We start from the raw sequence: 23,260 nt of genomic DNA on the forward strand, positions 1-23,260 counted from the left end.
CGCCCAGCGCCGACTTGGAGCACAACACCATGAGCACTCCGCAGCACCAGGGTCCCAGCCCCTACCACGCACCCCAGTACACCGTCCCGGTCCCGCCCGCCCTCCCGCCGCGCAAGCCCTCCCGCGGCAAGGCGTGGCTCACGCACGGCGCCGTCGGCCTCGTCGCCCTGCTCATCGGAACGGGGATCGGATCGAGCGGGGAAGCCGACGCGGACGCCAAAGCGAGCGGATCGGCGAAGCCGGGGCCGACCGTGACGGTGACCGAGACCGCGAAGGCCCGTCCTGCGCCGACCGTGACCAAGACGGTGACCGCGAAGCCGAAAGCGCCGAAGAAGACGGCACCGGCCGGCCCGGCCACGAGCTTCAACGGGGACGGGGAGTACCTGGTCGGGGAGGACATCGCAGCAGGGACGTACAGGACCACAGGGCCGGACAGTTCGTTCGGCTGCTACTGGGAGCGTGCCAAGGACGCGAGCGGGGAGTTCGGCTCGATCATCGCCAACAACAATCTGAACGGCCCCGGTCGCGTGACGCTCAACAAGGGCGAGTACTTCAAGACGAACCGCTGCGCGGAATGGAAGAGGGTCGGCTGAGCGGCCGACGCGTGGCGGAACACCTTCCAGCTGCTGACTGTCTTGTGTGTGGCATGTTGCGCCACGTGAATCGAGATCCCCGTGAATGGAGCAGGTCAGGACAATTGTCGGTGCGTACCGTTACTCTGCTCGGGTGTATGACATGACTGACCCTGTGGCGGCCTACCAGGCTGCCGTCGAGGCTGAGAACCGGCGGCTGGCCGAGCAGGAAACACGGCAGCAACTGCGGGACGCCGGATCAAGCCACCGGCCGAATGGTTTCACTCTCCGCAAGTGGCGATGGGTCGGGGTGAACGGCGCCGACGCCGTGATTGCCGTACGAGACGTATTCGAGGAGCTACTCTCATCCACGCGGCTTGGCGAGGGCTGCGAGGGCCTGCATGCGCAGCAACTACGCAAGGCGTTGGACGGGTTCCCCGATGCCGACGGCCTACTCCCGGCAGTTGGTGCCGCACTGAGGCAAAGCACCCCTGACGAGGTCTTGGGTCACCTCCGGACGCTTCACGCCGCCGAAGTGCAGTGGCTCACCCCCGAGGGCACGGATCGTCAGGACATTCTGTGTTCCACGGCACCAAGCCTGCGACTTGCCCAGTTGAGGCGGCGCCCCACAGGCGGCGCCGCCTACACCTTGTTCACGTCGGTGGCAATGGGCGGAGCCGTGGCATTCCCCAAGGACCTGCTGCCCGAGGTACTCCCCTGGATGCCGGAGTCCATCGTCGACGACCTCATCGACCGCTCCACCATCACGGCACATGACGCCCCCTGGAAGCACCGACCGGAGGGCGAGGGCCTCTACCTTCGTGCACGGCTGACACCGGAACGGCTGACTCGTGGTGAGGCCCAGGCACTTGGCTGGACTGCCTACATGCGCCGGGAGGCGTTCGTTGCTGGCGAGGAGTTGGAGATGGCCGGGGCGCAGCCAGATATCTTTGATCTATTGACGGAAGTCGCCGACGGTGACCTCAGCCGGATAGATGAGCTCGACGCTGCCCTGCCCGCGGAGCAACGGACACGGCTGCGCAACATCAAGGCCGGTTCTTACACCGGGAGTTGGTCGCAGTTGTTCCTCGCAGACCCTGGTGTATGGGCGCTGATGGTTGCGCTATGGGACCCCCAAGCCGTCGTCAGTCCTCGGCTCAGCGACTTTCACGCTTGGGTAGCCATCCGGCGGGCGTACGACCTCGTATTGGAGGGGCGCCTCGTAGAAGCGGGAGAACAGGCCGAGGTCTTTGACCGTGTGGCGAAGAACGAGAAGAACGGGACAGTCCTGCCGCCCTTGGGGCGGTCCCTTCTGGCCGAGGCGCTCAACTTCATGGCGTACGCCGCTCTCGCCGAAGACGATCTGAAGAGTGCCGAGGACCTGCTTGCGCGTGCGGAACCAATGGATGGGCTTGTCGCCCACAATCTTCGTCTGGTACGTGGATGGCGAGCCACTCCCAAGAACGACCGTGATCCGCTGATGAATCCGTTCCTGGAGATCTGTTTGCCTCATGGGTTCGATAATTGGGAGGATCGGTATCGCGACTTGGTACGCGAATCACAGGACGATGTCGTCGAATACGCGCGACTGAATCGGATACGAAATCGCATCGAAGAGGCCCGACGGTATGAGGCCGGAGACGACGTGTTCTTTCGGCTGCCTCTCGACTCTGCGAGGTACGAGACGCCGCGAGATGTCCCGCAGTCCATCGTGCCTCCGCTTGTGCCCTTGCCGCGCCGTACGGCAACCACTGGTGGAGCAGAGATTGAGGCAGTTCGGGCCATGGCCGCCGTTGAACTCCTTGAGGATTTCAGGGTCACGCCTCCGCACCTCGACCGGCACCGGTAGTCCAGCCACCTCTGAGTAGAGCCCGTATTTGCACCCCGTCGACGAGGAAAGCCACCTGACCGTGACTGTCAAGCAGAACAAGATCACCATCAAGAAGAGTCAGCAGAAGCGGGTCAAGCCCGAAAAGCGACAGCGGGCATCGCATAAGGTTTGCCATCATTGCGGGCAGGTGCGGACGAATGCCACCACGAAGCGTCCGAAAGTGACCGGTCTGGCGGCCCGTCGGGCAGCGAAGGCCGTTCAGCCGATCGTGATGAAGCCCCTCGATGCTGCTCAGGTGATCAAGGGTATCGTCGCGGCGCTACCTGGTGTGCTGGACGGACTTGAGGTGGACAAGGGATCGGGAGCCTCAAGTTTCATCGCAGGTGCTGTCCGCACAGCAGTTCTCGCGGAGTTCCGAACCCGTGCTCAGTTCGTCGGGCGACTTAGTGAGATCGATGCGCTGCTGCATGCGCAGTCAGTGCCGTCGGAGGTGCGGGGAGCGATGGCCGAGCACCTTTCTGACCTCCAGGTGAGTCGGATTACCGATTGCACACGGGCGGAATTGTTCGTAGTGACGGAGGGGGAGGGCGAGTGCCTCGAGGTGCTTCGACCGGCCTATGTCGATGAAGCCACTGGAAAACTCGCACTTTCCGGGCAAGCGCGGCGATTTGATCGCCCCGCGGCAACGCTGGACGGTACTGAAGGTGGAGGCGCCCAGTGAGCGCGACAGGTATCGACTTCGGCACCACCAACTCCGTAGCAGCGCAGTGGAACGGGGAGTATGTAGAGGTCCTGGAGCTTGGCGGCTATGGGCTCGACGCGGACTGGCGGAGGCCTGGCTTCGAACAGCTCTTTCCGTCAGTCGTGGGAACGAGTTCCACACGCCCCGGAACGCTCTTCGGCTGGGAGGCGAAGCTGCGTTCGGAGAGCGCGGTTGAGGCATGCAAGCGCATGCTCCGCGACGAGCAGCTCGTAATAATCGGCAACCGACGCTTCGCTGCCACAACTGCCGCTGCCGGAGTCTTTCGCTCCTTGGGCAGAGCCGCGCAGGAGGAAGCTGCAACTGACATCGACCGCGCGGTTATCACGGTGCCGGCCAATGCCACGGGAGCTGCGCGGTATCGCACACGTGAGGCCGCCCGGTTCGCGGGCATCACTGTCCAGGCTCTTCTGAACGAGCCCACCGCCGCTGCCATTTCCTACGCCCACGCCATGGAGAAGGACGGCTCGTTCCTCGTCTTCGACTGGGGCGGGGGCACAATGGACGCAACGCTGCTGCTTCACCGGGACGGTTTCTTCGACGAGAAGGCATCGCGCGGTGTCAACAAGCTCGGCGGCATGGAAATCGACGCCCGGCTGCGGCAAATGGTTCTGGACGAGGAGCCCAAGCGGCGCGTCTGGTCGCCTACAGAAGAGCGCGAGTTTAGCCTGGAGATCGAGCGTTCCAAGATCCTCTTGTCGCAGCAGGAGAGTGTCTTTGTGGCCACACCCGACGGGAAAAGGGTCGAGGTCACGCAGCACGATTTCTCAGTGGCGATCCAAGACCTCATCAACCGGGCACTGGACCCGGTGGAAGCGTGTCTGAATGACCTCCGCATGGACCCGGGTGAGTTGACCGCTGTCCTCATGATCGGCGGCAGCAGTCAGATCCCGGCGGTCAGGACAGCAGTTGCTGAAGCCCTCGACGTCGTCCCGGTTGCCCCGGAGCTGTGCGACCCGATGACTGCGGTAGCAAAGGGCGCTGCGATCGCGTCCGCCGCGCTCAATCGTGAGTTGGACAGTATTGTGCAAGTGGTCAACTCCCACGCGCTCGGAACCGTGACGACTCAACCTGGTGGCCGACGTAGTTTCAGCACGGTCATTCCCCGAAATCAGACCCTGCCGCAAATCCGGAAGAAGACGTACACACCCACGAAGGACAATCTCGCGTCGCTCGAGGTGGAGGTTTGGGAGGGTGATCCCGACAAGCGCGTCGACCATCCGGACAATGTGTGTCTGACCGTCCTCACTCTGGAGTACAAGCGGCGCTGTTCAGCGAAGGACGGCATCTTCGAGCTGGACTACACCTACACGCAGGAGGGCCTGCTGGAGGTCAAGGCCACGTTGGTGAAGACTGGCGAGGTTGTTCTGGACGAGCTGGTGACGAACTTCGGCACCGCAGGGGCGTCGTCGGAGATCGAGAGGGAGCTCAATGACCTGCTGACCTTGCGCGACGCACCCGGACACACAATTCCACGGCCTACCCATCCGCAGCGCGTGGAGGCCGAGCCCACAGCTGAACCCGTATCTGCCGTCTCGTTGCCCACGCAGGCCCCGACAATGACCGACGACGGCAAGCGGCCGCTGGTCGTGGATGGATCGAACCTTGCCTGGGTCTCCAGCCCCAGCAGAGGCGCCGGTGGCAGGCCGAGCTTTGCGACGTTGGAGGCCGGAGTGCTGGCACTGCGGCGCCAATTCCCGGAGCGTGACATCCATGTCGTGGTGGACGCGACCCTCCGGCACGATGTCGTCGAATCGGAACGAGGCGCTGTGCAAGCGGCGATCGATGCCCGCCAGGTGGTGCAACCGCCGGCGGGCACGGAGGGGCGTGGTGACGGCCTCGTCGTTGACATTGCCAGCGCGGTCGAGGGCGTCATCGTCTCCAACGACAACTTCGCGCCGCTCCAGGAGGCCAATCCTTGGTTGCGGACCTCCGGCCGCATGCTGGGGGCGACTGTTTCTCGTGGAGTATGGGTGTTCAGGCAGCGGGTTCCGCCTGCTTCCTTGCGTGGGCGCCTTCGACGCTGAGGAATCACCTCCCCCTGACTGTCCATAATGTTCCCAGCGCCTCACAAGCTCCTCGTCCAGTAGTTGTGAAGTACTGCGCAACTCTGATGAGGTACAGCAGGGTTGACAGCTCCTGGCTGTAGGCCGGTTAGGACGCCAGCTGGTCCTCGCGTGTGTACCCAATGAAGCGGCGCAGGGCGTCCGTGCTGTGGAACACGCGGTAGTCGCCGGCTTCCAGCGCAGCCTGCTCCAGGGGCGTGGTGTCAGGGGCGAGGACCACGGGTACGCCGACCTCTCCGTGGAGGCCCTGGGGCCAGTAGGCGGCGGCGACGGTGATGGCGGCTCCCGTACGGGGGTCGCTCACCTCGCTGTCCAGCTCCGGTGCCGCCAGGTCCGCCTCCGCGAGTTCCGACAGCAGGGCGGCCAGGCCCGGGATGTCCTCGTCATCGTCCGAGCCGGCCACCGACACAGCCGTTCGCGTGGTGGCGAGAGCGGTCGGCACCTGGAGCTCCACCGGCGAGGGGCCGTCGTGGAGGGCCTGGAGAAAGTCGTTGGCGGCATCGGCCAGCAGTGCGCGGCGGGCGGCCTGGAAGTCCGGATAGTTCTCGATCTGCCAGAGTGCCCGATCCATGGGGATCCATTGCGTCGCCAGGGCGCCCGGCATGCGGGTCTCGATCTCTTCCAGGTATTCCGCAGGATTCTTCGCCCCGATGCGCAGATTCGTGTCCTGGGTCAGGAAGCAGAAGTTGGCCACGGCGTTCACTTCGGCGCGGCTGTATCCGTGCTCGTACAAGCGGGCCTTGGGGAAGATGTGGTGCACCTGGAGAGAGCTGAGGCGGCCCAGCATGCCGTCCCGCAGAGGCACACCGCTGACGAAGTCCTGGGCCCCGTGCACCCGCGTCAGCAGGTAGAGAAGGGGATAGAAGCGGGAGCCCATGCTGGAGCCGACGAAGTCGTCGGGACGGACCGTGAGCAGACCGCCCCGGCTGCGGCGCAGTACGTCGATCAGCCGATCGACGCCACCGTCGTCGAGCGCCTGCAGGTCCTGGTTGAGAGCGGTCTCGGTGGCTCCGGTGTGACGGCCCCACAGGAAGCTGTGGACGTACCAGTGGAAGAGACGGTCGCGGGTCATGGCATTCGGGAACCGGCCGCCGTGATGGTGGAGCAGACGGCTCATGACGGGAAACGCGGCCCGGCCGTTCAGGACCCGTCCGTGATCGAGCCCGAGACGTCCGCCGAGCGCGTTCAGAAGGTACGAGACGGAGTCGACGGTTTCCTTCAGACCGGTGCGGAACAGCGCCACATCGACATCCGCGAGCTTCGAGAACTGTGCCTCGCCCGTGAGTACGGCGTTGACGTTGCGCAGCAGCCAGTCGAGCTTGAAATCGAAACCGGCGTCCGACCAGTTGTCCAACGCCTCGTTCATGGTGGGCCGCGCGGCCGGCCAGGTCGCACAGATGGCGGCCAGTGCCAAGTCGCCCTTGGAGAGCTTGGTCCCACCCGAGTTCACGCGGTTGAAGATGTCCACGACGACGTCGATGCTCTTATCCGCACCGGTGACCTCGTCCACATGGACGGTGCGGTCCTTGATCTGCGTGATCCGGTTGAGCCGCTCGATGAAAGTCCCTAGCAACGCCGCGTCCTGGCCCGCGAGTTGAGTGACAGCGAGCCACTGGCTGCTCATGCCGCCCTGGAACAGTGCCGACACATCGACCCAGACGGGGTTGCCCTTCATCTTCCCTGGCGCGTAGAACTCGAAGGACTCCGTCTGAAGATTGAAGTGCAGCCCGGTCAGTGTCGAGGAGTTGCCTTCGAAGAAGCGGGGCGGCCGGCCGCGGGTCACGCCGTACAGGGTCGTCACCCGCTGCTGGCCGTCGAGCAGGAGCTGAATGGTGCCGTCCTTGCCGGTCGTTCCGCCGCGTGTGTCGGCCGTCTCGGCCTTGGTGCTCCAGGTGAGGAAGCCGCCGATCGGGTAGCCGCGGTACAACGACTGGAAGAAGCCGCGTACTTGGTCGCGGGTCCACACATAGCCGCGCTGGAACTCCGGCAGAGCGATGTCGCCCGCGTCGACCTTGTCCAGGATCTGGGAGATCTGCATATCCGTAGCCCGTCTTCCGAACCCGGCGGATTCCCCCCACCGAGAACTGCACCTGATCTTTTGGTAAAACTAGCAGTCGGTGGGCTTGCACGGGCCTGCTCCGGGTGTCCTGGGGGACGCCCTGCGCCGATGTGAGGTCATCGCCAGTACGGTTCCTCGACGCCGTCGTCAGCTCCGGTTCGCGTACACGATGAGGTTGTCCACCGGGTGGCCCTGGGCGTCGAAGGCGCCGTCGCAGGTGATGAGACGCAGGGTGCGTGCATTGGTGGTGCCGTAGACCTTCTCGGTCGGGAATGCCTTCTTGCTGACGGTCTCCGTGCCGGTGACCCTGAAGTGGATCTCGGCTCCCTGGTCGTTGCGGATCGCGATGTCCGCCCCCTTGCCGATCTTCCTGAGATCGTGGAAGACGGCCTTGCCGAGGCGGGTGTCGTTGTGACCGATGAGGACCGCGGCGCCACGTTCTCCGGGGACCGCGCCCCCGGTGTACCAGCCGACCGTCATGCCCTTCTCGGCGGGCGGGACCTCGACCGTGCCGTCCTCGTTCAGACCGAGCCGCATCAGCGAGCTGTTCACCCCGATCGACGGGATGCTGACATGGGTGGGGCTCGCGGCAGACTCCGGTGAGCCGGGCTCGTTCGCCGCCCTGGAACCCGATTCCTTCGGGGAGCTGAGAGCGTCCGGGACGCCGGACGAACCGCCACTGCCGTGTGGTGCGGCGGACGAACCGTCCACGGCGTCGGAGGGGGAGGGGGAGGAGCAGCCTGCGAGGGCGAGGCAGGCGAGCGCCGGGAGGAGAGCGCGCCAAGGCGATGGAGGTTTACGGGACATGGTGGGGGCTCCAGGAAGATGCGGAGAAGGGGAGTGGCGCCGCCCGGGCGGGGCGGCGCCACGTGGAAGATCGACTGTTGTGCGCTGTCGACTGCCGTGCTCGGTCACGTGCCGAGTGATATCACTTGCCGAGTGATGTCACGTGTCGTGATGTCACGTGTTCGTGCGATGTCACATGTCGTGCACGGTCACGCACTGTGCAACGTCACATGTCGGACACGGCTACTTCCGTGCGATGTCACATGTTGTGACGTGATGTGACATGTCGTCGACTCAGCTGCCCTGCTGTGCCGCGGAGCGACGGCGCAGCACGACCGTTCCCGCTCCCGCGATCAGCAGAGCGGTGGCGGCCGACCCGGCAAGGGCGGTGGTGCGGTCGCCCGAGGTGCCGGCCGGTCGCTCACCCGCGTCGACTCCGCCACGCGGAGCCGGGGCAGCCGAACCCTTGGTGGTACCCGCTCGCTCTACCGCGGCAGCTCGCTCGGAAAGTACCGGAGCGGGAGTGTCGCCGGCGGCGACCCCGCCCCGGGGCGTCACCGAGGGCTGCGCTCCCCGCGCGGCTGCGGCGGACGGCTCGACGGACGGGGCCGAAGGCGCGGGCGTGGGCGTGCTGTCGGCGAACGCCGCTGCTGACGGGACAAGTACCGCGCCGGCCGCGACAGCGGCAAGGACGGCGGTACGGAGGGACAGACGGAGGGGCATGGACATGGCTCCATTCCAGGTCGGCCTCGCTGGTGCCCGGATGCCGGTTCGCACCGGGCGCAAGGCATGCCGACAGGCTGGCGTGAAGTTATGAAGAAGCTGTCAGATCGCTGTGGTCATCGCATCAGACCCGCCCCGCATCGTGTTCTCCGTTGTCCGCACCGCTCCCGCCGCCGGAACCGTTCCCCGACATGACAGCCGAGGTCCCTCCCGACTCACCCGAGCCATGCCCCTCACCCGGCCTCAGCTGCGGAACCGGCCCCGTCCCCGTCCCCATCCCCGTTCCCGCCGCGTCCATGGGCAGTCGGCAGTCGGAGGGTGAACACCGAGCCCTGCCCCTCGACGCTCGTCACGCTCACCGATCCGCCGTGCGCCTCGACGAGTTTCCGTACGATCGCCAGTCCCAGTCCGCTGCCTCCGGTGCGGCGACTACGGGACTTCTCGGCGCGCCAGAAGCGGTCGAAGACATGCGGCAGATCGTCGGCCGAGATGCCGCTGCCGGTATCGGCGACGTCCACGACCACCTCGTCCGCGGACTCGGAGCCGTCCGCACGCAATGAGCCGTACGCGCGCAAGGTGACATTTCCACCCGCCAGGGTGTGACGCACCGCGTTGGAGACAAGATTGCCGATGGCCTGACGCAGCCGGACCGGGTCGGCCGTCAGCTCGGGAGAGGGGGCGTCGACCGGCGCCGTGAGAACCGCCAGCGTGACTCCCGCAGTCTCGGCCCGCCCCTGGTGGGCCGCGGCGACCTGATCCAGCACCTCTGAGATCCGTACCGGCTCCGGGTGCAGTCGCAACACACCCGCGTCGGCGGCGGCCAGATCCTGAAGGTCGTCGATGATGTGCTGCAGTTGCACGGCCTCCGTGTGGAGCGAGGAGATGAACGCCGGATCGGGCTCCGCGAGACCGTCCTGCGCCGCCTCCAGCCAGCCGCGGATATTGCTCAGCGGGGTGCGCAGTTCATGGGCGACATCGCTGACCATGTCCTTGCGCTGTCCTTCGAGGCGGGCACGGTGGGCGGCCATGTCGTTGAAGGCCGCGGCGAGGCGCCCGATCTCGTTGTCGTCGGTGACCAGTACGGGCGCCGAGTCCTCCCCGTCCCGCATCCGCTGCGCCGCACCGGTGAGGGCGTGCAGCGGACGTACGAGCCGTGCCCCGGCCAGGACCGTGGCGCCGACGGTGAGTGCCAGGACGAGCGCCGCGGCGCCCGCGATCTTCGCGGTGTTCGCCGGGGAGAGAGCGAAGCCGGGAACGGTCGTGCTGCCCTCGTCGCCGATGAACAGCAGTGCGGGCGAGGCGACATAGGCACTGAGCTGCTCGCGCCGGGCCGTACCCACACAGGAGGCGGTGGCCCGGTCGTCGTCGCCGGTGCGGACGCTGGGTACGGGGACGGCCGTCCGGACTCCGGCAACCGCCCTCGGTACCGGTTCCAGACGGCTGCCCCAGGACAGGTCCAGATTGAGCTCCACGCCCGCGCGGCCCTGACGCTTCAGGCACGCATTGGCCAACTGGCTGAGCTCCCCCAGCGCCTTGCGCTCGGTCGCTGTCGGGTAGGACAGGTCGTCGGACGCGCACCGGGTGTCCTCCACCCGGCCGGGATCGTTGCCGACGACCTCTATGTGCGGCCGGCCACTCGGCTCCTGGACCGCGTCCGCCGCGACCCCGGACCGGCTCAGGCAGGCCACACTCCGCTCGGCGGCACGTTGCAGGGCCGCACGTTCGGCTTTCGGGAGCCGGAACGGACCGACCGCGCGCGGGTCCACGCGGTCGGACGTGGCACCCGCCGCCAGGCCCACCGTCCGGGACAGCGCCGTGTCCACGGACAGCGGATCGACGATCGCCGACGCCTGGGGCGGCAGCGCGGGCGGTGACGGCAGGGTGACGGAATCGGCGAGGGGCCGGCGCTGTTCGGTCGTGAGGGTGATCCGCCGGCCGGACTGCTGCGCCAGGTCACGCACGGTGTTCTCGACGCCGTCCCAGGTGGAATGGGCCGCCGCATATCCGAGCAGGGTGTTGTAGATCCGGGCGTCGGCGGTGAGATTCTGCCCCTGCTCCCGCTTGATGGCGCCGGACGTGGTCTGGACGGCGAGCCAGGCGGTTGCGGCCACCGAACACGCCGCCACCAGCGCGGATACCGCGAGCAGGCGGCCGAACAGACTCTTGCGGAGTGGCAGTCGGGCCTGCCGCTCAGGACGAACGGACACGTCACCCACCCCGCTACGACCCGCTCTACGACCCGCGCTACGACGACGCACGCGACGCGTTCCTAACCGGATCCGTCAGCTTGTACCCCACACCGAATACGGTGAGCAGCCGCGCCGGCCGACGCGGTGCGGGCTCGATCTTCTTCCGCAGGTTCATGATGTGCACGTCGACCGTGCGAAAGCTGATGTACCGGTCGAAGCCGTGCAGCTCCTCCAGAAGCCGCTGCCGGGTGAAGACCCGCTCCGGCTCGGTCGCCATGGCGGCGAGAATCCGGAACTCGCCGGGCGTGCACTCCACGAACCGGCCGTCGACCGACACCTCGTGCCGGACCGGATCGACGATCAGTGCACCCACCGTCAGTATCTGGTCCGCGGTGGGGTCGGCATCCGTCGCAACCCGACGGGCGCGACGCAGCAGCGTCCGTACACGCGCCATCAACTCACGTGGGCTGTACGGCTTCGTCACGTAGTCGTCCGCGCCGAGATCCAGGCCCAGCAGCAGATCGTCCTCGGTGCTGCGGGCCGTGAGCATCAGCACCGGCACCTCCCGGCGCTCGGCGCGCAGCACACGTACGACGTCCAGACCGTCGGCCCGCGGCATCATCACGTCGAGCACCAGCAGATCGGGCTCCCGGTGCCGGACCTCGGCGAGGGCCGCGAGGCCGTCCCCGACGACTCTGACCGCGTGCCCCTCGTGTTCGAGGTAGCGGCGTACGAGTTCGGCCTGCTTCTCGTCGTCTTCGGCGACTATGACGTTTGCGCACACGCGTACGATCGTAGATGAGCCCGCGCGGGCACCTGGTGGCACCGCGGACGCCGAGCGGGCCGACCTCCTACCATGGGTCGTCTTTCCCGTTGGGTCTGCGTGTTGAAGCGGACCGTGGGCTGTTATCCGCCAGGAGTACGTCAGTGGGTTCTGCCACCGTGGGGCGGAGCGTTCATCCAGCGGGCAGTGGGAAACCGCTCGACGGATCTGTCCGGCGCGGGGCATGCTCCGCACTCGTGACGACGCCGAAGCAGCTCCTGGTCCAGACCGCCGCCCGCAACAACGCCGACTGGTGCGCGGCGATGAGCCGATCGCACGACGTGGCGGGCGAGTTCGGGACACAGGCCTGGGCGGCCCCGACCCGCACACCCCTGTACTACCCCGACGCGGTGACGCTGGTGCCCGGTGCCGACCCGGCCGCGCTGGCAGAGCGGATCGACATCACCGCGCCCGGCGCCTCGGTCAAGGACAGTTTCGCCGATCTCGACCTGACGGAGGCCGGTTTCCAGGTGCTGTTCGAGGCGCAGTGGATCCACCGCCCGGCGGGTGCGCCTGCCATCTCTTCGGATCTTGCCTGGGACGTGGCGGGTGACCCGGACATGTTGCGTGCCTGGGCGCTCGCCTGGGACGACGGGGAGGGCGACGCGGGCCTCTTCCGGCCCGAGCTGCTCGACGACCCGGCCACCTTCGTGCTCGCCGGACAGTCACCTGACGGCCGGGTGATTGCCGGAGCGGTGGCGAGCCGCAGCGACCATGTGGTCGGAATTTCCAACGTCTTCGCCCTGGAAGGCGGCCCTGACGCGGCCTGGCCGGTCGTGCTGGACGCGGTGCACCGACTGTTTCCCGGCCTGCCCGTGGTCGGCTATGAGCACGGGCAGGATCTGGCGGTCGCCGTCCGCCACGGCTTCCAGCCGGTCGCTCCGCTGCGGATCTGGCTGCAGGGCTGAACCGGGGCGCCGCACGGTCCGTCAGGCGCTTGAATCGGCGGTGCCGCCGCCTTGGAAGGAGCCCGGCCGCGGGTGACAGTGCTGGATCCGGCCAAGAACTGGATCGACACGGTGCTGCGGGAGGACCTGACCGCGCCGCGCAAGCACATGGCCCTCCGGCTGATCGAGGTTCTGCTGTCAGTGGGCCGGCCATCGACTGCCGCCGTTCGCGGGTGCCGTATCCCCGTGGGCTTCGCGTTCGCATCATCACGCCGCATGCCATGCCACAAGATCTTGATCGGCGAATCGTCCGACAAGCTCGCCGGCCGCCCGACATATGCTTGGTGCCATCCCGACTTCAGCACGCTGAACTTGACAGGGAAGCGATCCGTGATGAGGTCCGCGGAGGAGTGCACGGACACGGACGAGCGGGCAGACGCGGGCGAGTACACGGCAGCGGTCGAGGCGGGAAGAACTGTGGAACCAGGAACCGGATACGACGCACACGACGTACCGGGCGTGCTGCCCGAAGGGCTCGGCGAGGCGATACGTGCCACCGCCGAGGAGATCGCCGAAGTGCTGCACGGAGTTGCGGACACGAGTGTCCCGGTGCCCGGCTCGGAGTGGACCGTAGGGCAGGCGGCGGCGCACCTGACGCAGGCCAACGAGCTGATGGCCGGCATCGCCGCAGGCCAGGAACGCACCTACGGGGACGGAACGCCGCAGAGCCTGGCCGCGGCCAACGAGCGCGCGCTCGCCGCCTTCGAGGAACGGGGCGCCGAACCGCTGGCCGGGATGATCGTGGCGCACGCGGAGGCGTACCTCACGGCGGTGGACCGGTACAGGATGGACGAGAACGCGACCGTGGTCACGCCGTTGGGGCCGATGAGCCAGGTGGTGCTGGGCTCGTACCTGCTGACGCACATGCTCGGCCACGGCTACGACCTGGCCCGCGCGCTGGGCCGCCCGCACATGATCGACCGCACCCGCGTCGAACTGTCGCTGCCCTTCCTGACCACGGTGATGCCCCGGGTGACCGACGCCGACGCCACCGCCCGGCTGACGGCCCGCTACACGATCCGCCTGCCGGGCGGCGCCCGCTTCGGCGTCACATTCACCGACGGCGCCGCATCCGTCACCCCGCAGCCGCCCACCCGCCCCGACTGCGTCATCCTCATCGAACCGGTCACTTTCTTCCTCATAGCACTCGGCCGCTGCAACCCATGGGGCGCCATGGCCCGCGGCCGCGTCCTCACCTGGGGCCGCAAACCCTGGCTCGCTCCCCGGTTCCCCAGGCTGTTCACGGCACCCTGAGCGGCGGCGGATCTTCCCGCGTCGAGCCAGGACGATCACCATCGCCATGTCCAAGAGATGCCGCCCCGTCTGACGCTAACGTTGATCCGCACGGTGGCAGCGGCGGTGCCGGGGAGGGCGCATCGCGCGGAACACCGGGAACGAGGAGTGCGCGACATGCTGGATCCCACTTCGGTGGCGGCGATTTCGGCGGTACTCGGCGCGGTTGGATCGGGGATGGCCAACGAGGCCGGCAAATGGGCCTGGGAGTCGACCGGCGGCTTCGTACGCAGAATCGTCGGGCGGGAGGTCCCCGCGCCCGTCGCCCCGGGCGACCGGGACGACGTGGCCCGCATGGTCCACGAACAGATCCGCGCGAACCCACAACTCGCGGCCTCCTGGAGCGCGTTCGCGACAAGGGTGCAGGACAACCCCACTCCCGTCGGAGCAGCAGCGCGGTCACACCTCCCCGCCTCCATCAGGTTCTTCACCGACCGCAAGGAAGCGATGAAGCGACTCCAGCGCGAGGCGTCCCGGCGCGCGGACGGACGGCCCCGCCTCGCCCTGGTGCACGGCCCGGACGGCATGGGGTCCAGCACGCTCGCCGTGCACTTCGGATCCCGGCCGACCCGGCTCTTCCCGGACGGCCAGATCTACGCCGACCTCGGTGGCGGGGGCGCCGGGAGTGCACGCGACGTCGGAACCGTACTGCGCACGCTGCTGCGCCAGTTGGGCGTGCGGGACGAAGAGATGCCACCCGCGACCGGCCGGCTCGGTGAGTTCTTCCGGCACTGTGTGGCGGACCGCAGGCTCCTGGTCGTGCTCGACCACGCGCACTCGGCGGCCCAGGTCCGGCCGTTCCTCACGTCGGCGCCCGGGGTGTTCACGATCGTGGTCGCCCGGACCCCGTTCCCCGGGATCGACGCCGTACGGGTCCCCGTCGGTCCGCTCACCGACCGGGACGCCGTGCGTCTGCTCACCGATATCACCGGCAAATCCGCCGTCGCCGCGGCTCGTGCCACGTTGCCGTCGCTGCTCGACCGGTGCGGCGGATCGCCGTACGCCCTGCGTGCAGCGGCGGACCGGCTCTCCGCCCCCACCCTTCCGCCGCGCAGCGCCGCGGTGAACGGTGACCCGGTCCAAGGGGCGGCAGAGGACAACTACCAGCTCCTGACGCCGGAAGCCGGCACGCTGTACCGGCTGATGGCGCTGCGCGGTTGGCCTGCCTTCGATGCCGCGGCGGCGGGACGGACCACCGGTCTGGACCCGGCGGTCACGGCCGGACTCCTGGAAAATCTTGCCGACAGGATGCTCCTGGAGCGCAGCCGGAGCGGACGCGACAACGGGCGCTACCACTACCGCCCCGGAGTCCGTGCACACGCCGAGGCGACAGCGATCCGCGTGGACGGAATCGCGGCCTGCTCGGCAGCCCTGGCCCGCACGCTCCTCGCCTACGCGGACCTGGCGGCATCGGCGGCCCACCAGGCACTCCCGGAGAGCTGGCGCGTCCCGGCACCCTCCGACGAGCGGTCCGGGCAGGTATACGAGGACCGGGGCGCCGCCCTCGACGTGCTGCTCGCGGAGTCGGGCAATCTGGTCGAGGCCGTTCGCTGCGCCGAGGAGTCCGGCCAACCGGACACCGCCGTACACCTGTGCCGTTCCCTGTGGCCACTGCAGCTCAAGGCCGGGCATCACGAGATGCTGCTGCCCGCGCTGCGCATCGGAGCGCGGCTCGTCGACTCCCATCTCCCGGGAAGCCTCGACGCCGGAGCGCTCCACGCCCAACTGGCGCACAGTCTCACCGAATTGGGACGTTGGGAGGAAGCGGAGGCGGAGTCGCTGGCTGCGGCTCGGGCCGAGGAATCGGCAGGCCACAAGCGAGGCCACGCCTCGGCCGTGGAGTTCTTGGGGCTGCTGAGACTGCGTCAGTGGCGTTACCAGGAGGCGTACGAGTGCTTCGAGGAAGCGGACGGCATCCTGAGCACGCTGGGAGCGCACGATGAAGGAGCAGCTGATCTGCCACGTGCCGAGGCCCTGTTGGAGCGCCACCGCGGACGAGCTCTGCGCGGGCTCGGGCGGGGAGCGGAGGCCCGGGAGAGGCTGGAGTCCGCACTGCGCCGCTTCCGGGTGAGCGGCGATACGTACAACACGGCCCGGACGCTCACCGATCTGGCCGAGACCTGGCTGGACGGAGAGGACACCGAAGCGGCACTGCCCCTGATCGACGAGGCGATCGCCACACTCGACGGCCAGCGCGCGGAGTACCACCTGACACATCTGCGACGCATGCGAGAACGCTGCACGACCGTCACCCCGTAGGCGCTCTTCCCGGCTCCGGCACCTCCGTCATCCCAGAGGTGCCAGAGGCTCGATGCGTACGTGGTGCAGCCGAGCACCTGTCCGCACGGAGAGGCCGTCGGCAGCGGCTCGCGCGAGCCGCTTGTCGGGGGCGCCCGCATCGTGGTCGCTCGTCGCCAGCCAGGCGTACAGGGCTGAGGCGTACACGGCGGGATCCACACCGCGGACGCCCTCCGTGGCGGGCGCGGGCGCCGCCACCACCCACAGCGGCTCTTCGCCACGCATCCGGACCACACACGCGGACGGCCCGGTCACATAGGCCGCGAGTGAACAGCACTGATAGCGGCGGAGCACCTCGGCGGTCCAGATCGACGGGGACCCGAAGCGCGGATCGCCCGGTGCCCCGTCCCGGAAGATGACATCGGCGAGATCCAACTGGTCCACGTCACGGGTGTCTTCGTGCACGGCGACGTGCATTTCACCGTAACCGTAGCCGTCATCGTCGCCATCACCATCGCCGCCGCTGTCCGCACGCGTCCACGGGGGCGGCCCCGCCCAGCGACTGACCGCGATCTCGCCCGTCCCGCGTACCTGCGAGAGAACGCGCAGGGGCACAGTGACCGTTCCGGCCTCGTAATCGGGCAGCGGGAGCGGCTCCAAGGAGGCCGGCCGGGCGGGCTCCGGCGCTCCCATCATCGAGTAGAAGAGCCTGCGCAGGCGCTCCGCGGATTCGCCCGGCACGGAGGTGGTGAATTCGGCGGGCCCCGGCAACGGCCGGTGACGGGCGATGAGTCTCTCGATCTGTGCCGCCAGCGATGCTTCGGGGTCCAGTTGTGGCGCCTCCCGCATGAACGCGGAGATCGGCGCATCGGGATCCAGGGCGTCGAGCGGTGCGGCGCCCAGCAGCACAGGAGTGCCGAGGGCGGCCGCGTAATACGTGACGGAACCGTGGTCCCCGATCACCGCATCGGCGGCCAGCAGAGCCTGCCGCCACCCCTTCAGCGGATCGATCAGCGCCAGCCCGCCGCGCCGCGCGCGATCGAGCCAGGAACGGATCTGACCGGGTCCGTGGCCGTGCCAGACGTTGGGGTGCAGTATGGCCGCGAACCGGTACTCGTCCACGGGAAACTCCGTGGCGACCCGATCCAGCAGCGCAGCGATGACGTCACCACCGCCCTCTTCGCCGTCACCGACCAGTGAATCGGAGTTCCAGGTCGAATTGAGCAGCACGAGCCGCTGCCCAGGCCGCACCCCCAACGCGCGGCGGAAGCGCTCGCGATGGGGCCGGGCGGCGAGCATCCGGTCGAAGCAGGGGTCCCCGGCGAGAACGGCGGTCGGCGCCGCCTCGGGGCAGGCGATGCGCAATCGTTCGTACTGCTCGGGGTGGGAGAGGACGAGCGCGTCAGCGACGGGCACGCCCCGCGACAGAAGCCACTCCGGCGCGAGCCCGAAGACGGGCACGGGCACTGCCCCCGACCCCGACCCGGTGTCCGGTGTCCGGTGTCCGGTGTTGCCAGCCTCTTAGTGTAGCCAACCCCGTGCGAAAGAATGGCCAACTTCCCCGTGACAAAGTCGAGTTGACCGCCAAAACTGGCGGAGATGATCAGATCCGCCTCCGTCTCGGCCGCCTGCTCGTACGGCACGACCGGCACCCCGGTATCGGCTAGCAACTCTGCCGTGCCCGCCGCGAATGCCGAAGAGCCCGTACAGGTCACCAGCAGCTGGACACGCCAGTCGTCGTCGAACAGGGGGAGTACGTCGAGCAGCCGGGTCGCGGCGGTCACGTTGTGTACGACGACGAGCACGCGCAAGCACTTGCCCCGGGTCGTCCACCGCGCCGCGTCGTCACCCACCGGCACCCGCACCCGCTCGGCCCGCCCGTTCTCCATCCGTACGCCCCTCATCCGCCCCGGCCCACCCCGTGGGACCCATGCCGCCCGCGCGACCGGCCACGATAGTCGACCAGCGCGACCACCGCGCCGACCAAGGGGGCGGAGCAGAGCCGACAGGGGGCGACGGAGCGACGCGCATCCGACGGTACGCCCCGGGCGCCACCCCTCACGCAGCCATCGCCACCGCAGCCTTGCTCAACGAGTCATCGCGCGACTGGGTCTGCTTCCGGTCGCCGAAGACGACGACCCGCAGCAGCGCGAACCGTCCGATCCCCGCCAGAGCGGACGCCGACAGATAGACCGTCTGCTCGACCAGAGCCGAGGGCTCGGACCGCACGGCGTACAGACAGAACAGCGCCCCCGTCGTGAACGCATAGCTCACGGCGACCGTCACCCCGGACTGGAGATGGACCCCCCACCCCTTGCGCTCGCTCCGGAAGGAGACCCGCCGGTGCAGCTCGGTCGCGATCACCGTGGAAACGACGGTGACCAGCGCGTTGGCAACAACCATCGGTATCCGGTCGCTGAGCAGGACGAGCGCCCCGCTCGCCGCCAGCCCGACACCACCACCGCACACGACGAACCGCACGAAGGCCGCGACGAGCGGGTGAGAGATGCGCGTCTGCCGACGCGATGGGGCGGTCACTGGTGGGCCTCCGTGGGCTGTGGCGTGGAGCGGTGTGTCGATTCCACCGCAGAACCTACGGAGCCGGCGTCGTCCGGGCGACTGGATCAACCCCCGGCATCCCGTGGGTGAGAACCCCGAGAGATCCCTGGGGCCGACGCCCTGACACCCCGTCACCCGGCACCTCGGAACCCCGATTCGGAGCCGGGCGTCCTGAAGCCCGGGTGCGGCCCCTTGGTTTGTCTGTTGCTTCACGCTTCGTCGCGGTGGGTGAGGTGGCCGTCGGTGAGTCGCCAGTAGTGCTGGTGAGGGGTCAGTTGCCAGGTCTCGTCGGCAGCGATCGCCTGCGTGATCCACTCGTGGAGTTGTGGGAGGGCCTGCGCCCGTAGAACAGCGCGGGTGGCAGCACGCTCGATGGCCTCGACCGGATGGACGTCTATACGTACGCCCACCATGTCGGGGTGGATGCCGCGACCGTAGTTGAAGGGGTGCGGAGCGACCCATTCGGCGCCCAGAACGATGGTCCCGCTGTCATGTCCGGTGAGAAACCGCAGGTCTGTGACGCGGGTCATGCAGGTGCCGAGACACCCGTTGATGTCGGTGGTGGTCAGTGGCCAGGCGCAGTGCCTGGGCAGTCTTCGATTTCGTGCGGACATGGAAAGAAGAATCGCAGGAGATCGCTGCCGATGCTCAGGGGATTTCTCTTCGGCGACGGTTCAAGGGCCTCATCCTTGCCGAGTACGACCGTGTGGCCGTCGGGCTTACCCTGGAAAACCCCTGGTCGACGGCGAGAACTACACCTGCGCCCTCACCCCGCCCCACCGCATCCGCCCGGAGTACGTCATGCTCCTGTCCGTCGATGAAGAGGACACCCGCAAAGTCCAGACGGCAGTATCGGGTTCTCCCGGGGCGGACTCGCCGGTCTATCTGCCGATGGACGTGGTGGAGTACGACAGGTTCATCCGCCTCCATCCGCAGAAGGACTTCTACTGCGGCAGGCTTCTCGGCGGCTGCGGCAAGAAGCTGGCCGCGCGCAAGTACCGCGACAAGAAGTGCCACTTTGCCCACATCGCCTCAGCGCACTGCCGGCGAAGCGCGACGAACGAGGCCAGCGAGGATCACCTCTACATGGGGCGCGCACTCGCCACTTGGCTGAAGCAGCAGAACTTCAAAGGTGTCCAGCCCCGCTACAAGCAGAAGGGCCAAGCGCTGCGTGAGCGGGTCGATGTGTTGTACACCCTTGGCCGACAGCCACGGCTGCTCCGCGTTCAGCTCGCCGTCAAGTCCAAGGCGTTGTGGGAGGCGGACGACTCCCGCCTCCGGAGCGAATGGGCAGGCATCGAGTGGCTCTTCGGTCCGGACAGCATGCTGGCCAACTGGCAGGTGGACCGGCAGGGGCACGCCCTTCGCATCCGATGCCGACCGTCCGGAGCCACACGCATTGTGGAGATCGGAACCCAGTATCCCGACACCCCGGTCGAATGGGTTCCCCTTCCGCCTGCCGTCTGACCTCGTTCGGCATCCAGACTCCGGGTCTCGCTCTCACCCCCGGTGGCCTCGTCCAGCGGGGCAAGGAACCCCGTGGTTCCGCCGCCCCGCGCGGGCGGACCGGCGCCCGCGTGCCGACCGATCCGCTGATACCCGAGAGACAGCAGGCAGGATCCACGGAATCGGCAGGCCGGAGAGGACCGGGGCGCGACCTGCTTCTCGAGCCCGCCCGGGATGGCAGCCAGGACGGAGAATCGCTCTCGGCGTCCAGCCGACGGCACCGCGCTCGAACGGTCTTCGGTGATGGAGCTGCGGCGGCCCCGTGCCAAACCGTGGAGCCGACGGCACCGGTCCTCGCCGCTCCCCACCCCCACCTCACAGCCGTCACGCCGGCGCAGCTGCTTTCCCGGGACGACGAGCGGACCGGCAGGCGGTTGGTGCGGCTCCTCGACCACCTCGATCTCGTGGGCGACCACCTCCACCTGGATCAGCTCCAGTCGGTGCTCTGCGAGGCAGGGACCTGTGTGTCGGCGATGTGGAGCCCACCGACCTCCGACCTCACATCACGTATGGCCCGCTGGCGGGCCCATGCGAATCTGCTCATCGCGCGGCCGAGCTTCCGCGAGATCCAGGCGTGTGCCGACCTGATCAGACCTACCTTTCGCATGGCAGCACGCGTTTCCCGACCGCTCACATGGATGGATCTCGGCAGTCGGCTCGACGACCGTCTGCCCGGGCTCCACCCGGATGACAAAGTGTCCGTCCTGGTCGAGACAGACCGCATGACTCCGCACAGCAGGCCGCCTCTCTCGGCTCTTGTCGCGGCCCGGGCGAATCGTGTCCACCCTCTGTACGCCCACGTCTTGGACCACTTGGACCGCCCGGTGCCGTCCGCGCAGGCGGCCCAGGCCCGGTGGCTCGTTGATGTACGGAGCCACAGGCTTTCCGCGAGCGGCGACTTTCTGGTCACGCGCGTCTGATCCGGGACTTCGCCGTACTGAAGAGCCGTGCACGTGCCTGGGGCCGGAGTCGGGGTACTGACCCCGGCCCGGCCCCGCAGCAACGATCGCGCGGGTCAGTCGTGAGCGACGGAACTCACGAACCTCGCCCATTCGTCATGCCCGACGGAGAAGTGTGGGCGTGCTACATCCTTGGAGTCACGTACGCAGACTGCCTGTTCGGCTACTGCGATCTCGATGCAGTTGTCGCCCTCGGTTCCGCTGTAGCTGGACTTGTACCAGGCCAGCTCGCTGCTGTCAGTCATAGCGCTCCTCTGATCTGCTTCAGCAGGCCCAGGGAGTCCAGTGGGGTCAGGGCCTGTGAGCGGAGTGTTGCATATCGCTGGTGCAGAACGGCGGCCTCGGTCGGGTCCGCGATCAAGCGCCCGTTCTTCTGCCCCTCGGAGTAAGCGAGGCGCCTGCCGTCCGATGTCTCCGCGAGAGCCAACGGACCGTCCAGACCCGCATGGCACACGCTGTTGATCGGCATGATTTGCACCGATACGTTTCGGAGCTCGGCGAAGTCAAGGATGATGTCGAGTTGCCCTTGAGTGACCTCTGTTCCGCCGAGACGACGCCTGACGATGTGCTCCTCCATTACGAAACTGAACGATGTGTTGGGGCGCTCGCGGATGAGTTGCTGACGCTCCATGCGAGCTGTCACTTGGGCTTCCATCTGCTCGTCCGACTGCGGCGGAATGCTGTTGTCGAATGCAGCCCGCGCATACCCCTCCGATTGCAACAATCCCGGCACCAGCCTGCACTCGTACGTGCACAGGCTCACCGCCACCTTCTCCAGCCGCGCCCACCTGCGGAACCACGCAGCCAACCCCGGCTCGCCCCGAGTCAGATGGGTCGACGCCTTCCGCAGCGCGCCCGTGTTCCCCAGTGCCTGTTCCGCGCGCTCCACGAAAGCGTCGTCCGGCATGCGGCGCCCCAACTCCACCGACTCCACGGTGTGTTTGGAGAACCTGACCTGCTCGCCGAAGTCGGACCGGCTGAGTCCCGCGTGTACACGCAGAGCCTGGACGACGGCCCCGAAGGTGCGCAGGCTGTCCGAGGGGTCGGGTTCCCGCTCGTATTCGCCCAGCGTCACGTCTGCTTCGTCGGTCGTCATACGCGGCCACCTCCAGGTGCATGCACGTGATCTCTCCGCGCTCAACTCGCCCATAGTGAGACATCAAGTCGCGCGTCGTCCGCTGAGCGTGTCCGTACGCTCACTGACCGTACGTGCCCCGGCGGCTTGCGTGCAGTCCGGGGCGGACGGCGAACATGCCCAGGATTCGCGGTCTCAGACGATCAGCGAACTCGCTGCCCGGACACCTCCCCGAGCGGGAACCGTCCGGTACCGGCGAAATGGACCCGGCCCGGCCCGACGTGACGTTCGTCCGTACAACGTTCCGCGCTGTGCCCCCGCTCTCCGTACTCCTGTCTGCCGTACGGGAAAAGTGCCTGGTCGGAGTCGCCTTACGGGGAAATCATGACGGGGTGAATCCATCGAACCAACTGGCGGAACCATCCCGTCCGGCAACCGAGTTCACGCTGCGGCTCAGCAGCACCCGCCGCGGTGCACGACTCGCCCGTACACTCGCCGTTCAGCAACTGACCGAGTGGCGCGGAGTCCCACACGATTCGGCCGCCGCGCAGGCCGTCGCTCTTGTCACGGCAGAGCTCGCGTCCAACGCGATCACCCATGGGCGTCTGCAGGGACGCGACTTCCGGCTGACGCTGCGGTTGTTGCCCGAGGCCGTCCGTATCGAGGTGACCGACACCCGTCCCGAACGCCTCCTCCCGGCTACAGCTCCGAAGCCCTGCGATCCGGTTGACGAGACCGGGCGCGGTCTGCTGCTCGTCGAGGCGTACGCGAGCCGCTGGGGATGCGCGGTTCTCGATGCCTGTACCAAGTGCGTGTGGGCCGAAGTGCTCTGCTGAGGGCGCATGCAGGGGGCCGTGCTTGCCCACATCCGGCC

General features: G+C 67.8%; 20 protein-coding genes. 10 read left to right on the forward strand and 10 right to left on the reverse strand.

The genetic code is table 11. The features are described from left to right. The first annotated feature begins 29 nt into the window (after nt 1-29). The 4 genes from OG936_RS31005 (at nt 30) to OG936_RS31020 (ending at nt 5,190) form a co-directional block, all read left to right on the forward strand. Nucleotides 30-593, forward strand: a complete 564-nt coding sequence (locus OG936_RS31005; RefSeq protein WP_406499200.1) for a hypothetical protein — start codon at nt 30-32, stop codon at nt 591-593. A 133-nt stretch (nt 594-726) separates the two neighbouring features. Further along, complete coding sequence (locus OG936_RS31010; protein ID WP_406499202.1) at nt 727-2,421, forward strand: hypothetical protein; 1,695 nt, start codon at nt 727-729, stop codon at nt 2,419-2,421. A 61-nt stretch (nt 2,422-2,482) separates the two neighbouring features. Continuing rightward, nucleotides 2,483-3,124: a hypothetical protein gene (locus OG936_RS31015; RefSeq protein WP_406499203.1), complete on the forward strand. Its 642-nt coding sequence runs from the start codon at nt 2,483-2,485 to the stop codon at nt 3,122-3,124. Further along, nucleotides 3,121-5,190, forward strand: a complete 2,070-nt coding sequence (locus OG936_RS31020) for an Hsp70 family protein (protein WP_406499205.1) — start codon at nt 3,121-3,123, stop codon at nt 5,188-5,190. The genes OG936_RS31015 and OG936_RS31020 overlap by 4 nt, the downstream gene beginning before the upstream one ends. Before the next feature lie 127 nt (nt 5,191-5,317). Here OG936_RS31020 and OG936_RS31025 read toward each other — a convergent pair whose 3' ends face one another. The 5 genes from OG936_RS31025 to OG936_RS31045 all read right to left on the reverse strand — a co-directional run bounded on the left by OG936_RS31025 (nt 5,318) and on the right by OG936_RS31045 (nt 11,770). Beyond that, nucleotides 5,318-7,267 (reverse strand): DUF262 domain-containing protein, encoded by a 1,950-nt coding sequence (locus tag OG936_RS31025; protein WP_406499207.1) that lies wholly within the window; start codon nt 7,265-7,267, stop codon nt 5,318-5,320. A gap of 168 nt (nt 7,268-7,435) precedes the next feature. Next, complete coding sequence (locus OG936_RS31030; protein ID WP_406499209.1) at nt 7,436-8,095, reverse strand: class F sortase; 660 nt, start codon at nt 8,093-8,095, stop codon at nt 7,436-7,438. A gap of 273 nt (nt 8,096-8,368) precedes the next feature. Beyond that, a complete protein-coding gene (locus OG936_RS31035; protein WP_406499211.1) occupies nt 8,369-8,797 on the reverse strand; it encodes a hypothetical protein in 429 nt (142 codons plus the stop codon). A 233-nt stretch (nt 8,798-9,030) separates the two neighbouring features. Beyond that, on the reverse strand, nt 9,031-11,004 hold the full coding sequence (locus OG936_RS31040; RefSeq protein WP_406499213.1) for a sensor histidine kinase: 1,974 nt from the start codon (nt 11,002-11,004) through the stop codon (nt 9,031-9,033). Between the two features lie 37 nt (nt 11,005-11,041). Beyond that, a complete protein-coding gene (locus OG936_RS31045; protein ID WP_406499215.1) occupies nt 11,042-11,770 on the reverse strand; it encodes a response regulator transcription factor in 729 nt (242 codons plus the stop codon). A gap of 236 nt (nt 11,771-12,006) precedes the next feature. Here OG936_RS31045 and OG936_RS31050 point away from each other — a divergent pair, with 236 nt between their 5' ends. From OG936_RS31050 to OG936_RS31060, 3 genes are all read left to right on the forward strand, one after another. After that, on the forward strand, nt 12,007-12,717 hold the full coding sequence (locus OG936_RS31050) for a hypothetical protein (protein WP_406499217.1): 711 nt from the start codon (nt 12,007-12,009) through the stop codon (nt 12,715-12,717). 372 nt (nt 12,718-13,089) lie between these two features. Continuing rightward, complete coding sequence (locus tag OG936_RS31055) at nt 13,090-14,010, forward strand: maleylpyruvate isomerase family mycothiol-dependent enzyme (protein WP_406500677.1); 921 nt, start codon at nt 13,090-13,092, stop codon at nt 14,008-14,010. Nucleotides 14,011-14,166: 156 nt separating this feature from the next. Further along, nucleotides 14,167-16,308: a tetratricopeptide repeat protein gene (locus OG936_RS31060; RefSeq protein ID WP_406499219.1), complete on the forward strand. Its 2,142-nt coding sequence runs from the start codon at nt 14,167-14,169 to the stop codon at nt 16,306-16,308. A gap of 27 nt (nt 16,309-16,335) precedes the next feature. On the opposite strand, the gene OG936_RS31065 is transcribed toward OG936_RS31060, so the two are convergent. The 3 genes from OG936_RS31065 to OG936_RS31075 all read right to left on the reverse strand — a co-directional run bounded on the left by OG936_RS31065 (nt 16,336) and on the right by OG936_RS31075 (nt 19,460). After that, the gene (locus tag OG936_RS31065; RefSeq protein WP_406499221.1) at nt 16,336-17,703 is read right to left on the reverse strand and encodes a hypothetical protein; all 1,368 of its coding nucleotides are present in this window, start codon (nt 17,701-17,703) and stop codon (nt 16,336-16,338) included. A gap of 642 nt (nt 17,704-18,345) precedes the next feature. Beyond that, nucleotides 18,346-18,825, reverse strand: a complete 480-nt coding sequence (locus OG936_RS31070) for a hypothetical protein (protein ID WP_406499222.1) — start codon at nt 18,823-18,825, stop codon at nt 18,346-18,348. A 230-nt stretch (nt 18,826-19,055) separates the two neighbouring features. After that, complete coding sequence (locus tag OG936_RS31075; protein ID WP_406499224.1) at nt 19,056-19,460, reverse strand: hypothetical protein; 405 nt, start codon at nt 19,458-19,460, stop codon at nt 19,056-19,058. 187 nt (nt 19,461-19,647) lie between these two features. Here OG936_RS31075 and OG936_RS31080 point away from each other — a divergent pair, with 187 nt between their 5' ends. Next, nucleotides 19,648-20,313 (forward strand): competence protein CoiA family protein, encoded by a 666-nt coding sequence (locus tag OG936_RS31080; protein WP_406499226.1) that lies wholly within the window; start codon nt 19,648-19,650, stop codon nt 20,311-20,313. 311 nt (nt 20,314-20,624) lie between these two features. Beyond that, nucleotides 20,625-21,272 (forward strand): hypothetical protein, encoded by a 648-nt coding sequence (locus OG936_RS31085; RefSeq protein WP_406499227.1) that lies wholly within the window; start codon nt 20,625-20,627, stop codon nt 21,270-21,272. A gap of 95 nt (nt 21,273-21,367) precedes the next feature. Here OG936_RS31085 and OG936_RS31090 read toward each other — a convergent pair whose 3' ends face one another. Continuing rightward, nucleotides 21,368-21,556 carry a DUF397 domain-containing protein gene (locus tag OG936_RS31090; RefSeq protein WP_406499229.1) on the reverse strand — a complete coding sequence of 63 codons (189 nt, stop codon included), beginning with the start codon at nt 21,554-21,556 and terminating at the stop codon, nt 21,368-21,370. After that, a complete protein-coding gene (locus OG936_RS31095) occupies nt 21,553-22,407 on the reverse strand; it encodes a Scr1 family TA system antitoxin-like transcriptional regulator (RefSeq protein ID WP_406499231.1) in 855 nt (284 codons plus the stop codon). The genes OG936_RS31090 and OG936_RS31095 overlap by 4 nt, the downstream gene beginning before the upstream one ends. Before the next feature lie 371 nt (nt 22,408-22,778). Between OG936_RS31095 and OG936_RS31100 the strand changes: the two genes are divergently transcribed. Beyond that, a complete protein-coding gene (locus tag OG936_RS31100) occupies nt 22,779-23,222 on the forward strand; it encodes an ATP-binding protein (RefSeq protein ID WP_406499233.1) in 444 nt (147 codons plus the stop codon). The last annotated feature ends 38 nt before the right edge of the window (nt 23,223-23,260 follow it).

Origin of the sequence: Streptomyces sp. NBC_00846, assembly GCF_045207325.1 — a bacterium.
Lineage (GTDB): Bacteria > Actinomycetota > Actinomycetes > Streptomycetales > Streptomycetaceae > Streptomyces.

Bases quoted from the DNA above. Each gene is read 5' to 3' on its own strand.
- OG936_RS31025 (WP_406499207.1), bottom strand. From the start codon at position 7,267: ATGCAGATCTCCCAGATCCTGGACAAGGTCGACGCGGGCGACATCGCT.
- OG936_RS31090 (WP_406499229.1), bottom strand. From the start codon at position 21,556: ATGACTGACAGCAGCGAGCTGGCCTGGTACAAGTCCAGCTACAGCGGA.
- OG936_RS31095 (WP_406499231.1), bottom strand. From the start codon at position 22,407: ATGACGACCGACGAAGCAGACGTGACGCTGGGCGAATACGAGCGGGAA.
- OG936_RS31005 (WP_406499200.1), top strand. From the start codon at position 30: ATGAGCACTCCGCAGCACCAGGGTCCCAGCCCCTACCACGCACCCCAG.
- OG936_RS31035 (WP_406499211.1), bottom strand. From the start codon at position 8,797: ATGCCCCTCCGTCTGTCCCTCCGTACCGCCGTCCTTGCCGCTGTCGCG.
- OG936_RS31055 (WP_406500677.1), top strand. From the start codon at position 13,090: ATGAGGTCCGCGGAGGAGTGCACGGACACGGACGAGCGGGCAGACGCG.
- OG936_RS31075 (WP_406499224.1), bottom strand. From the start codon at position 19,460: ATGTCCGCACGAAATCGAAGACTGCCCAGGCACTGCGCCTGGCCACTG.
- OG936_RS31030 (WP_406499209.1), bottom strand. From the start codon at position 8,095: ATGTCCCGTAAACCTCCATCGCCTTGGCGCGCTCTCCTCCCGGCGCTC.
- OG936_RS31060 (WP_406499219.1), top strand. From the start codon at position 14,167: ATGCTGGATCCCACTTCGGTGGCGGCGATTTCGGCGGTACTCGGCGCG.
- OG936_RS31080 (WP_406499226.1), top strand. From the start codon at position 19,648: ATGCTCCTGTCCGTCGATGAAGAGGACACCCGCAAAGTCCAGACGGCA.